The sequence below is a fragment of the Oceanococcus atlanticus genome, from assembly GCF_002088235.1.
In the GTDB taxonomy this organism is placed as follows: Bacteria; Pseudomonadota; Gammaproteobacteria; order Nevskiales; family Oceanococcaceae; genus Oceanococcus; species Oceanococcus atlanticus.
Map to the genome: position 1 here is coordinate 69,455 of NZ_AQQV01000005.1, position 11,988 is coordinate 81,442.

Genomic DNA, 11,988 nt, shown 5'->3' on the forward strand with positions numbered 1-11,988 from the left:
CTATGATGCGGCGCAACAAATGTTGCAGCACAGCATTTTGTGCCCTCCGAACATCACACATGCGCTTTTGGGAGATTAGTCCATGCAGGTTCAAGAAATTTTTGATGACGTGAAAGGCCGTGCCGAGAAAGTGAGCAAAGAAGCTCAGGCTCGTTACGAGAAAGTGAGCAAGCAGGCTCAGGACGTGATCAAAACGTCGCGCGACACCGCCAAGAAGGCTGGTGATCTGGTTAAGAAGAACGCCAAGAAAGTCGCCGACACCAATCAGACCACCGCGAAAGGTCTGTTCGACAACGCTAAAGTCAGCCTGACCAAGGCGCGCGAAGCCGGTATCAAGGAATTCGCTGCTCAGCCGGCGGCTTTCCTGCCGGAAGGCAAAGACGACGTTGTGAAGGCTTACAACGTGACCGTCACCACCGTGACCAAGACGCGCGAAGACCTGGCCAAGCTGCTGAAGAAAAGTGCCGACCAGATCAAGGTGACCATTGAAGGCAAGAAGCCGGTCGCCAAGAAAGCCACCACCGCGCGCAAGCCGGCGGCTCGCAAGGCTCCGGCCAAGAAGGCCACCACCGCTCGTAAGGCTCCGGCCAAGGCGGCTGCGGCTTCCTAAGCCACGATCCCCCCCTCGGCGGTGCGTCAGCACTGCCGCCCCCGCCGGGTGCTTCCTTCGGAAGCGCCCGGTTTTTTGTGTGCAGGATCCGGCGTAGGCCTGGCGCAAATAGGGCTTAGGGACACGCTCAGACGTCGTCGCTGTCCGTCGTGCGGCGCCGGCGCGAGCCCTTTTTGCGGCTCGTTTCGTCAGGGGTTTCCTCCAGCGATCCGAAGGCCGCAGCGATCAGGCGTTGCCATGCTTTGGTGCCGCGCACGGCGTCCATGTTTTCCTTGACGAAAGTTTTGGCGTCTACGCCATCCAGGCCGTCCGAGAATTTGTCGCGCGCATAGCGAAAAAGATCTTCCTGGATGCCGAGCACATCAGGAATGCCGAGGAACTGACGCAGTTCTTCAGGCTTGAGGTCGATTTCGATCTTGATCTGCACACCGTTCTCCTAATGTCAGGTAGAGGCCAGTGTACGGGTTTGTAACCGCGTCGTTCAGCCTTCCAGGCGCTTGCGCGCTTCGGCGTACTTTTCTGCGGTTTTGGCGATGATGGCCGCGGGCAGGCTGGGGCCCGGTGCTTTTTTGTTCCAGTCCAGCGTTTCCAGGTAGTCGCGCACGAACTGCTTGTCGAAACTCGGCGGGCTGATGCCCAACTGGTACTGATCTGCGGGCCAGAAACGCGAGGAGTCGGGGGTCAGGACTTCATCGATCAGCACCACGTTGCCGTCCTCATCCAGGCCGAATTCCAGCTTGGTATCCGCGATGATGATGCCTTTCTCGCGCGCGTAAGCGGAGGCTTCGGCGTACAGCCGCAGGCTCAGATCGCGGACCTTTTCAGCCAGCTCGCGGCCGATCAGATTAACGATGTGGTCGAAATCGACGTTCTCGTCATGATCGCCCACCGCCGCTTTGGTCGACGGTGTGAAGATTGGTTCCGGCAACTTCTCGGCCTGCTGCAGGCCTTGCGGCAATGCGATGCCGCATACCGCGCCGGTGCTCTGGTAGTCCTTCCAGCCCGAACCAATGATGTAGCCGCGCACGATGGCTTCCACCGGCAGCGGCTTGAGCTTTCTGACCACGATGGCCTGGTCGGCAAGTTGCGCGTAAAGGTCGGGATCGGTGATCACATCGGACAGCGGGGTGTCCGACAGATGGTTGGGCAGCCAGTCGGCGAATTTCTGGAACCAGAAGTTGGCCAACTGGGTCAGCACTGCGCCCTTGCCCGGAATCGGGTCCGGCAGCACCACGTCGAACGCCGACAGCCGATCACTGGTGATGATCAGCAGTTTGTCGTCGTCGACCGCATAGATGTCACGAACTTTGCCGCGGTTCACAAGCGGCAGGTCAAGCAGGTCTGTGGTGTGAACAGCTTGAGTCATGCGCGGCTCCAGACGGGTGGTGCGAATTTGCGAAAAAAGGGCGCAACTTTATGCCAAGGTGCCCTTTTAGGTAAAGTAGCGCCCCTGCCGCCTGACAGGCGGTCTCTTATTTTGCAGTTACTACGTCGTTTCAGGTTCATGAATACCCAAAAGCCGGTCATTGCGCCGTCGATTCTGTCGGCCGATTTCGCTCGCCTTGGCGAGGATGTCTCACGCGTTCTGGATGCCGGCGCGGATTGGGTGCACGTGGACGTGATGGACAACCACTACGTACCCAACCTGACCTTCGGCCCGATGATTCCCAAGGCGCTGCGCGCATACGGCATCAGCGCCCCGATGGATGTGCATCTGATGATCGAACCGGTCGATGCCATCATTCCGGAGTTTGCGGCCGCTGGCGCCAGCCTGATCAGCTTCCATCCGGAGGCATCACGCCATGTGGACCGAACCATACAGCTGATCAAGTCCGAGGGCTGTCAGGCCGGTCTGGTGCTCAATCCGGCCACGCCGCTGAGCGCGCTGGACTACGTGCTCGACAACCTGGATCTGGTTCTGGTCATGTCGGTGAACCCGGGCTTTGGCGGTCAGTCTTTCATCCCCTCAGCGCTGGACAAGCTGCGCGCGATTCGTCAGCGCATTGATGCAGCAGGACTGGCCACGCGGCTGGAGATTGATGGCGGCGTCAAAGTCGACAACATTGCCGAGATTGCCGCGGCCGGGGCCGATACGTTTGTTGCCGGATCAGCCATTTTTGGCAGTGACGATTACGCCGCGACCATCGCCAAGATGCGTGAGCAGATCGACTCATGAAAGAGCAGCTGATTCCGGTAGTGCGTGAAGCACTGTCGGATCTGGAAACGCCGCTCTCCACCTACCGCAAGCTGGCTGATCGACCGAACAGTTTCCTGCTCGAATCGGTAGAAGGCGGTGAGCGCTGGGGGCGTTACTCGATCATCGGTCTGGCCGCGCGCGAGCAGATTCGGGTGCAGGGCGGGGTGCTGGAACATCGCCGCGACGCGCAAGTCATCAGCCGTTGCACGCCGGCAGACCCGTTGCAGTGGATCGCCGATTATGCGGCCCAGATTGAAGCGCCTGATCTGCCTGACCTGCCGCGTTTGAACGGCGGGCTGGTCGGCTATTTTGGCGCCGACACGGTGCGCATGATCGAACCGCGCCTGGCCGGTGTGAGCCACCAGGACACGGTTGGCGCGCCAGATATTCTGCTGCTGCGCGCTGATGAACTGGTGGTGTTCGACAATCTGCGTGGGCGGCTGAATTTCGTGATTCTGTGCGCGCCGGGCAGCGAGGCTCAGGCTGAGGCGCGTATCGACGAGTTGATGGCTCAGCTTGCGGTGCCGCTGCCGGCGGAGGCGCCCTGGCATTTTGACGAGCCCGAGGCGCTGGCTTTTGAATCCAGGTTCGGCGAGGCCGGCTACAAGGCCGGGGTCGAGCGGATTCGCGATTACATCCTGGCCGGTGATGCCATGCAGGTGGTGCTCTCGCAGCAATTGAGCGCCCCGTTCGATGGACGTCCGCTCGACCTGTATCGCGCCCTGCGCAGCCTCAACCCGTCACCGTATCTGTATTACTTCGATTTCGGTGAGGGCGAGGAACGCTTTCAGGTGGTGGGTTCGTCGCCGGAAATCCTGGTGCGTCTGGAAGAGCGTGAGGTCACGCTGCGGCCGATTGCCGGTACGCGCCCACGTGGCGCCAGCGCCGCTCAGGACCAGGCTTACGAGCGCGAGTTGCTGGAAGATCCCAAGGAATTGGCCGAACACCTGATGCTGATCGATCTGGGGCGCAACGACGTGGGTCGCATTGCCGAGCCCGGCAGCGTGCAGTTGACCGACCGCATGGTCATCGAACGCTACTCGCATGTGATGCACATCGTGTCCAACGTCAGCGGCACCTTGCGTGACGGGGCGGACGCCATCGATGTGCTGCGCGCAACCTTTCCTGCTGGCACCTTGTCCGGTGCGCCGAAAATCCGCGCGCTGGAGATCATCGATGAACTGGAGCCAAGCAAACGCGGGGTGTATTCCGGTGCGGTGGGCTATCTGGCCTGGAATGGCAGCATGGATACCGCGATTGCGATTCGCACGGCGGTGGTCCGCAACGGTCGTATCTTCATTCAGGCCGGTGCCGGCATCGTGGCCGATTCCGTGCCCGATGCCGAGTGGCAGGAAACCATGAACAAGGCAGGTGCCGTGTTGCGCGCTGCGGGGCTGGCGCAGGCGCGCCGGCATGCGGAGGCTCAGTCATGATTCTGATGCTCGACAACTATGACTCTTTCACCTTCAACCTGGTCCAGTACCTGATGGAGCTGGGGGTTGAGGTCAAGGTCGCGCGCAATGACGAGATCAGCGTGGACGAGATTGCCGCGTTGGCGCCGTCCCACATTGTGGTTTCACCCGGCCCGTGTACACCCAACCAAGCGGGGGTTTCGCTCGACGTGGTGGGGCGTTTTGCCGGCAAGATTCCGCTGTTCGGGGTGTGCCTGGGGCATCAGGCGATCGGCCAGTTCTTTGGCGGTCAGGTGGTCCGCGCCAAACAGGTCATGCACGGCAAGACCTCCTTGATTCACCACACTGGGCAAGGGGTATTCGCCGATCTGCCCAGCCCGTACACGGCGACGCGCTATCATTCACTGGTGGTGGATGCAGCCAGTTTGCCGGATTGTCTTGAGGTCACCGCCTGGACATTGACCGAAGATGGTCAGCGTGACGAGATCATGGGGCTGCGCCATCGTGAACTGGACGTGCAGGGGGTGCAGTTTCATCCCGAATCGATCCTGTCGGAGCACGGCCACCACATGTTGAAGAATTTTCTGGAAGGCAAATGAGCAACGCGACATTTACCGCGGCCCTGAATCAGCTGCTGGACGGCGACAATCTGCAGGCCGATACCACAGCGGCGGTGATGCGCCAGATCATGGGTGGCGAAGCCACGCCCGCGCAGATCGCCGGTTTCTTGATCGCCCTGCGCATGAAAGGTGAAACCGTCACGGAAATTACCGCGGCGGCCCGGGTGATGCGCGAATTCGCCGCGCCCATGGGTTTTTCCGACAGTCTGCAGGCGCAGCTTATCGACACCTGCGGCACCGGTGGCGACGGCTCCAGTTTTTTCAACGTGTCCACGGCCAGCGCCATCGCGTGCGCGGCGGCGGGGGCTAAAGTGGCCAAGCATGGCAACCGCTCGGTCTCAAGCAAGAGCGGCAGCGCCGATGTGCTGATGTCTGCCGGGGTCAATGTTGATCTGGCTCCGGAGCAGGTCAAACGCTGTGTGGAAGAGATCGGACTGGGTTTTCTGTTTGCACCCACCTTTCACCCGGCGATGAAGCATGCGGTGGGGCCGCGTAAAGAGCTTGGTGTGCGCACCGTGTTCAATTTGCTCGGTCCGTTGACCAACCCAGCCGGTGCGCGGCGCCAGGTTATGGGCGTTTTCGCCAGCCAGTGGGTTGAGCCGATCGCTCAGGTGCTGGGCAATCTCGGCTGTGAGCATGTCCTGGTTGTGCACAGCGAAGATGGCCTGGATGAAGTGAGCCTGTCTGCCGCCACCCAGGTTGCCGAATGGAAAGATGGTGAGCTGCACAGCTACAAGGTGCAGGCGCAAGATTTTGGTTTGTCGCGCTGTGATCGCAAGGAATTGCAGGTCAGCGATGCAGAGGACAGTCTGCAGTTGATCCGCTGGGCCTTTGCCGGCGAGCGTGGGCCGGTTGCCGACATGATCGCGCTCAATGGTGGCGCAGCTCTGTATGTGTCCGGCGTGGTCGCCGACTGGGCCTCCGGTGTGAGCCGGATTCAGGAGGTGCTCGACAGCGGCGCGGCCGCCGAAAAATTGTCAGAACTGGCCAGTTTGAGCCAGTCGTTGGCCTCCTCATGAGCAGCGTTCTCGACAAGATTCTGGCGCACAAGGCTGATGAAGTCCGGGCGGCCAAGAAAGCCATTTCGCTGGCCGGCCTGGCAGAGCTTGCCGAGCAGCAATCGGCACCGCGCGGGTTTGAGGCGGCAATGAATACGGCGATCTCTGCGCGTCGCAGCGCGGTGATCTCGGAACTGAAGAAAGCCTCTCCCAGCAAGGGCCTGATTCGCGACGATTTTGATCCGCCGTTCCTGGCCGACAGTTACGCCCGCGGCGGAGCGACCTGCTTGTCGATTCTTACCGATGAGGCCTTTTTTCAGGGACATGCCGATTTCCTGGTTGCGGCACGAGCGGCTTGCGAGCTGCCGGTGCTGCGCAAGGACTTCATGATCGATCCCTACCAGATGGCCCAATCGCGAGCCTGGGGTGCCGACTGCATTTTGCTGATCGTGGCCGCGCTGTCAGACGCTCAGATGAACGAGTTGTACGCGGCCGCCCGCGAATCTGCGCTGGATGTGCTGGTTGAAGTGCACGACGGCACCGAGCTTGAGCGTGCTCTGCAGTTGCCGGGCGGCTTGCTCGGCATCAATAACCGCAATCTGAAAACCTTCGAAACCTCACTCAACACCACGCTGGATTTGCTTGCAGACGTGCCCGGCGGACGAGACATCGTGACTGAGAGTGGTATCCACGGCGCCGAAGATATGCACCGCATGCGTGAGGCCGGCGTTTACGGCTTCCTGATCGGTGAGCATCTCATGCGTAAGCCGGACCCCGGCGCAGCCTTAGCTGCCTGGCTGCAAGATCAGGATTTTGCGACCGCTTGATTCGATCAGGCCGTCATCTTCCAGCGTTTTGAGGACCCGGCCGGCCATCTCGCGTGAGCAGCCGGCGATGCGGGCCAATTCCTGCCGGCTGAGTTTGACGATGCAGCCGCGTTCTTCGCGTTGTGCGTCTGGCTGATTGGCCAGATCAAGCAAAATGCGCGCTACGCGGCCTGAAACATCCAGGAAGTTGAGGTCGGCCAGGCGGCGTGAGGTATCGCGCAAGCGCAGCGCCAGTTGCCCGGCCAGGACCTTCATCACTTCCGGATGTTTGGCCGAAAACGCCTTGAACGGCTCAAAGCCCATTTCAGCAACCCAGGTTTCGGCGCGAGTGCGGACCAGTGCGCTGCGTGATTCCAGATGCGGGAACAGGCACATCTCACCAAAAAACTCGCCTGGATGGCAGTAGGCGAGTACCATTTCGCGCCCTTGTTCATCCTCGGCCAAAATGCTGACCGAGCCTTCCAGGATCAGATACAGACATTGAGGCGAATCACCAGAGTGGATCACGGTTTGTTTGGCGCTGAAACGGCGCCGGTGCGATTGGGTTACAAACGCCCGAACCGCCGGATCTTCAAGAAAATTGGTTTCACCGATCGCACTCATAACGTGGAGATTACCTAAAAATGGAAGCACGTGTTCGCTGGCTCGACGGGGCCAGTTTTGTTGCCGAGACCGGAAGCGGCCATGCCATCGTGATCGACGGTCCGCCGGACATCGGTGGTCGCAATATCGGGCCGCGTCCGATGGAGCTCATTCTGCTCGGTGTCGGTAGCTGCAGCAATGTGGACGTTATTCATATTCTCAAGCGCGCACGTCAGAACGTCGTCGATTGTGATGTGCGAGTGACCGCCGAGCGTGCCGAAACGGACCCGAAAGTGTTTACCGCCATTCATTTGCAGTTCACCGTGACCGGGCACGAAATGAAAGCGGCCCAGGTGGAGCGTGCGGTAAAGCTGTCGGCCGAAAAATACTGTTCAGCCAGCCTGATGCTGCAGGCCACTGTGAAGATCACCCACGCCTGCGATATTGTCGATCTGGGGCCTGCCCCCGCTGTGCACGCTCAGGAGTAACACGTGCAAAAAAAGCTCAATCACAAACTCAAGCTGCATGGTTTCAATAACCTGACCAAGTCGCTGAGTTTCAATATCTACGACATTTGCTACGCGCGTAGCGAGTCGCAGACCAAGGAGTACATCGAATACATCGATGAGGCGTACAACGCCGAGCGTTTGACCGATATCCTGACCGAGGTGGCCAACATCATCGGTGCCAACGTGCTCAACGTGGCCCGTCAGGACTATGAGCCGCAGGGTGCCAGCGTCACCATTCTGATCTGCGAAGAGCCGATGGACGATGTGCAGAAAGAGACGGTTGTCGCACATCTGGACAAGAGCCACATCACCGTTCACACCTATCCTGAAACCCATCCCGACCACGGGATCAGTACCTTCCGTGCGGACATTGATGTTTCAACCTGCGGGGTGATTTCGCCGCTGCGTGCACTCAATTACCTGATCAACAGCTTTGAGTCTGACATTGTCACCATGGACTATCGCGTGCGTGGTTTTACCCGCAATGTGAAAGGGCGCAAGCATTTCATCGATCACAAGATCAACTCGATTCAGGATTTTCTCGAGCGCGATATTCGCAACCGTTATGACGCCATTGATGTGAACGTGTATCAGGAATACATGTTCCACACCAAAATGCGTTTGCGTGATCTGGATCTCGACACCTATCTGTTCGGTGAAGGCGTGGACGAGATCACGCCCAAGGAAGCCAAGCGCATCCGACGCAGTGTCGAACACGAGATTCTGGAAATCTTCTACGGCCGCAATATGCCGCGATAGGCTGATTTAGCCCTTGTAGGCAGCGGTGGTCATGACTTTGGCCGCCGCGCGCATCAAGCCGCGCAGCGGTGGTGGCAGTTCGCGCCCGCCAGCATCGCGCGCCTGCTGGCCGTGACGGGCTTCGTCTTCTTTCATCTGCTCAACAATCTGGCGGCTGCGTTTGTCGCCCTCAGGCAGCTGACTGAGGTGGCCTTGCAGATGTTCTTCGACCTGGCGTTCGGTTTCCGAGACGAAACCCAGGCTCCAGCGATCTCCGGCCAGACCGGCAGCCGCACCAATTGCATAGGCGCCGGCAAACCACAGCGGACTCAGCTGGCTGGGCTGGCTGCCGAGCTCTTCCAAGCGTTGAGTGCACCAGTCCAGATGCGCTTGTTCTTCAAGTGCGGCGTCGAGTAGATGCTCACGGGTGTCGGGATTGCGCGCCACGCGCGCCTGGCCGCGGTACAGCGCCTGTGCGGCGACTTCGCCGGCGTGGTTGACCCGCATCAGCCCGGCCGCATGCTGGCGTTCGCGCGCATCCAGATCTTCGTCGTGATCGCGGGCCGGGTAGCTGGCCTTGTCGGTCGGGCCGGGGCGCAGGCTGTTCAGCCCGTGCTGCAGGTCGGCAAGCAGGGCGTCCAGTGGTGACAGATGGCGATTGCTCATGGGTTCATTCTAAAGCCCTGTGAGAATTTGCAAAATTCATGGCCGGCCCTGTGACAAGACGCGCACTGCCCGCATAATGACGGCATGAGATTGAGCCTGTTTCTGACCCCATGTGGCTGAGCGCTGACGATGTGCCACGTCGCCTGCCTGCGCAATGGTCCGCCGCGCTGGCGATTGGCGATGAGCCGTTGCTGGTCGAGGAGTCGGCCGATGCGTTGCGGCGTGCGGCGCGCGAACAAGGCTTTGACGAGCGCAAGGTGCTGGAAGCCGGCACCGGTTTCAACTGGGACGAACTGCTCGCCGAGGGCAGCGCCCTGTCGCTGTTTTCACAGAAGCAGCTGATCGAGCTGCGTGTGCCGGAAGCCAAGACCGGCAATGAGGGCAGCAAGGCCTTGCAGGCTTTCGTGGCCAATCAGTCGCCGGACATGCGTTTGCTGGTGATTGCTACAACCACCGCGGCACCGCCCAAAGACAACGCCTGGATGGTGCGGGTGTCCGAGGCTGGCGTGGGGGTGCGCTGCCGCCGTCTGCGTCCTGACCAAATGCCCAAATGGCTGCACAAGCGGGCCCGCAGTCTGGGGCTGACCCTGACCGACGAGGCCTTGAGCTGGCTGGCCGAGCAGGTTGAGGGCAACCTTTTGGCCGCGCGACAGGAACTGGAAAAGCTGCCCTTGCTGGGCGTTGGCAAAACCTGGGATCTGCCTGCTCTGCAGGCGGTGGTCAGCGATCATGCCCGCTATGCCAGCTTTGACTTGCCCGACACCTTGCTGAAAGGGGATCTGGCCACCGGCTTGCGCATGATCAAGCGTTTGCGCGAGGAAGGTGCGGCGCCGGTGCTGGTGCTGTCCAGTTTCGTGCGCGACATCCGCAGCCTGCATCTGGCCGCCCAGAAGGCCGCACAGATCGGTCCGGATCGCGCATGTGCGGCGGCCGGCGTGTGGCGCAACCGCCAGCCGCAGTTCGTGGCTGCGCTGAATCGTCTCGGGCCGGGGGCGGTGCGGCGGCTGCATCTGCTGGTTGTAGGGCTGGACAAGACGGCCAAATCAGCGCCGGAAGCGCGTTTCTGGGAAGACTTGGTAAACTTGGCCGTTCGTCTGGCCGCATCCCGCGTGCGACGCGCGGCTTAGGGCGCGTTTTCAGGCGCCTCATTTGAATGATGTCGAGAGAGATATGTCAGCCAACGCTGCCGCAGTGAACGCGGCGGACCAGGAATTCCTGCAGCGCCAGATGCTGGCGGTGGGCCAGCGTGCGCGCGAAGCGGCGCGCGCGATCAGCGCCGCCGACCCTGGCGTCAAGAACGCCGCGCTCTTTGCTCTGGCCGACCTGCTGGTCAGCCGTGAGTCCATCTTGCTGGCGGAAAATGCCCGCGACATGCAGGCCGGACGCGAAAAAGGTCTGGATGCAGCTTTGCTCGACCGCCTGGAGCTGACCCCGGAGCGCATCCGCGCGATGGCGGACGGTGTGCGTCAGGTGGCGGCGCTGGATGATCCGGTCGGCGCCATCAGCAACTGGTCATACCGCCCTTCCGGCATCCAGGTTGGCAAGATGCGTGTGCCGCTGGGCGTGGTGGGCATCATTTACGAATCGCGGCCTAATGTGACCGCCGACGCTGCGGTGCTGTGTCTGAAATCCGGCAATGCGGCGATCCTGCGTGGTGGGTCGGAGGCGATCCGCTCCAATCTGGCGATTGGCGCTTGTGTGACCCAGGCCTTGCGCGATGTCGAACTGCCAGCCGATTGTGTGCAGGTGCTGGACATGACCGATCGTGCCGCGGTGCCAATCATGGTGGGCATGTCGGAATACATCGATGTGATCGTGCCGCGTGGCGGCAAGGGTCTGGTCAGTGCGGTGGCCGAACACGCGCGCGTGCCGGTGATCAAGCACCTCGATGGTATCTGCCACGTTTACATTGATGATGCAGCTGATCGCAGCAAGGCGCTGGCCATCGCGGTCAACGCCAAGACTCAGCGTTACGGCACCTGCAACACCATGGAAACCCTGCTGATTGCACACAGCCGCGCCGCCGATCTGCTGCCGGACCTGGCGGCCGCTTATCGCGAGGCCGGTGTGGAGTTGCGCGGCTGCCCGCGCGCGCAGGCCCTGGTCGATGACATGGCCAGTGCCAGCGACGACGACTGGGCCACTGAATACCTGGCGCCGATCCTGTCGATCCGCGTGGTTGATGATCTGGAGCAGGCCATGGCGCATATTCGTCAGTACAGCTCGCAGCACACCGATGCCATCGTGACCGAGGATCTGGTCAAAGCGCGACGTTTCCTGCGTGAAGTGGACTCCAGTTCGGTCATGGTCAACGCCTCGACCCGCTTTGCCGACGGTTTTGAATATGGTCTGGGTGCCGAGATCGGCATCAGCACCGACAAGTTGCATGCGCGTGGACCGGTTGGCCTGCATGGTCTGACCACGGAGAAATATGTCGTGATGGGTGATGGCCATATCCGCTGATACAACATTGCTGGAACTCGCCAGCACCGCTCTGGACGACGGCAAGGCCAAGGACATGGTCACGCTGGACGTCCGTGCCCTGACCACGGTGACCGATCACATGCTGATCTGTTCGGGCACCTCGCAGCGTCACGTCAAATCGCTGGCCGAGAATCTGGTCAAGACCTGCAAGGACGCCGGCTACCAGCCGAGTGGCATCGAGGGTCTGGATGAGGGCGAATGGGTGCTGGTCGATCTGGGCGGCGTGGTTGCGCATGTGATGCAGCCGCAGGCCCGGGCTTTCTATCAGCTGGAGAAGCTCTGGTCGATGGGCCCTTCAAGCATGGACGACAGCCAGGCCGACGACGCCGAAATCCAGGAGTGAAG

The 11,988-nt window shown here is 60.9% G+C and carries 15 protein-coding genes; 11 read left to right on the forward strand and 4 right to left on the reverse strand.

The annotated features are described in order from the left end of the window. The first annotated feature begins 82 nt into the window (after positions 1-82). A complete protein-coding gene (locus ATO7_RS17035; RefSeq protein ID WP_083563349.1) occupies positions 83-610 on the forward strand; it encodes a phasin family protein in 528 nt (175 codons plus the stop codon). Between the two features lie 127 nt (positions 611-737). Here ATO7_RS17035 and ATO7_RS15630 read toward each other — a convergent pair whose 3' ends face one another. Both ATO7_RS15630 and ATO7_RS15635 read right to left on the reverse strand, forming a co-directional pair. Continuing rightward, the gene (locus ATO7_RS15630) at positions 738-1,037 is read right to left on the reverse strand and encodes a hypothetical protein (protein WP_083563350.1); all 300 of its coding nucleotides are present in this window, start codon (positions 1,035-1,037) and stop codon (positions 738-740) included. Positions 1,038-1,091: 54 nt separating this feature from the next. Beyond that, complete coding sequence (locus ATO7_RS15635; protein WP_083563351.1) at positions 1,092-1,976, reverse strand: phosphoribosylaminoimidazolesuccinocarboxamide synthase; 885 nt, start codon at positions 1,974-1,976, stop codon at positions 1,092-1,094. 138 nt (positions 1,977-2,114) lie between these two features. Between ATO7_RS15635 and rpe the strand changes: the two genes are divergently transcribed. The 5 genes from rpe to trpC are packed head-to-tail and all read left to right on the forward strand — an operon-like array spanning position 2,115 to position 6,664. Next, entirely contained in the window at positions 2,115-2,786 is a 672-nt protein-coding gene (gene rpe / locus ATO7_RS15640; protein ID WP_083563352.1) for a ribulose-phosphate 3-epimerase, read from the forward strand. Next, positions 2,783-4,240: an anthranilate synthase component I gene (gene trpE / locus ATO7_RS15645; protein ID WP_083563353.1), complete on the forward strand. Its 1,458-nt coding sequence runs from the start codon at positions 2,783-2,785 to the stop codon at positions 4,238-4,240. Before rpe ends, trpE begins: the two co-directional genes overlap by 4 nt. Further along, entirely contained in the window at positions 4,237-4,818 is a 582-nt protein-coding gene (locus ATO7_RS15650) for an anthranilate synthase component II (protein WP_083563354.1), read from the forward strand. Before trpE ends, ATO7_RS15650 begins: the two co-directional genes overlap by 4 nt. Beyond that, the gene (gene trpD / locus ATO7_RS15655) at positions 4,815-5,858 is read left to right on the forward strand and encodes an anthranilate phosphoribosyltransferase (RefSeq protein ID WP_083563355.1); all 1,044 of its coding nucleotides are present in this window, start codon (positions 4,815-4,817) and stop codon (positions 5,856-5,858) included. The genes ATO7_RS15650 and trpD overlap by 4 nt, the downstream gene beginning before the upstream one ends. Continuing rightward, the gene (gene trpC / locus ATO7_RS15660) at positions 5,855-6,664 is read left to right on the forward strand and encodes an indole-3-glycerol phosphate synthase TrpC (protein WP_083563356.1); all 810 of its coding nucleotides are present in this window, start codon (positions 5,855-5,857) and stop codon (positions 6,662-6,664) included. Before trpD ends, trpC begins: the two co-directional genes overlap by 4 nt. On the opposite strand, the gene ATO7_RS15665 is transcribed toward trpC, so the two are convergent. After that, entirely contained in the window at positions 6,623-7,267 is a 645-nt protein-coding gene (locus ATO7_RS15665; RefSeq protein WP_083563357.1) for a cyclic nucleotide-binding domain-containing protein, read from the reverse strand. The genes trpC and ATO7_RS15665 overlap by 42 nt on opposite strands. A 20-nt stretch (positions 7,268-7,287) precedes the next feature. Between ATO7_RS15665 and ATO7_RS15670 the strand changes: the two genes are divergently transcribed. Together ATO7_RS15670 and speD are read left to right on the forward strand one after the other, a co-directional pair. After that, entirely contained in the window at positions 7,288-7,734 is a 447-nt protein-coding gene (locus ATO7_RS15670; RefSeq protein ID WP_083563358.1) for an OsmC family protein, read from the forward strand. Between the two features lie 3 nt (positions 7,735-7,737). Further along, positions 7,738-8,514 carry an adenosylmethionine decarboxylase gene (gene speD, locus ATO7_RS15675; RefSeq protein WP_083563359.1) on the forward strand — a complete coding sequence of 259 codons (777 nt, stop codon included), beginning with the start codon at positions 7,738-7,740 and terminating at the stop codon, positions 8,512-8,514. Between the two features lie 6 nt (positions 8,515-8,520). Here speD and coq7 read toward each other — a convergent pair whose 3' ends face one another. Continuing rightward, a complete protein-coding gene (coq7, locus tag ATO7_RS15680; protein WP_083563360.1) occupies positions 8,521-9,159 on the reverse strand; it encodes a 2-polyprenyl-3-methyl-6-methoxy-1,4-benzoquinone monooxygenase in 639 nt (212 codons plus the stop codon). A gap of 110 nt (positions 9,160-9,269) precedes the next feature. Between coq7 and holA the strand changes: the two genes are divergently transcribed. From holA to rsfS, 3 genes are read left to right on the forward strand one after another with little or no spacing between them, the layout of a single operon-like run. After that, entirely contained in the window at positions 9,270-10,286 is a 1,017-nt protein-coding gene (gene holA, locus ATO7_RS15685; RefSeq protein WP_083563361.1) for a DNA polymerase III subunit delta, read from the forward strand. Positions 10,287-10,329: 43 nt separating this feature from the next. Next, positions 10,330-11,622 (forward strand): glutamate-5-semialdehyde dehydrogenase, encoded by a 1,293-nt coding sequence (locus ATO7_RS15690; protein ID WP_206044959.1) that lies wholly within the window; start codon positions 10,330-10,332, stop codon positions 11,620-11,622. Next, a complete protein-coding gene (rsfS, locus tag ATO7_RS15695; protein ID WP_083563362.1) occupies positions 11,606-11,986 on the forward strand; it encodes a ribosome silencing factor in 381 nt (126 codons plus the stop codon). Before ATO7_RS15690 ends, rsfS begins: the two co-directional genes overlap by 17 nt. Positions 11,987-11,988 lie beyond the last annotated feature (2 nt).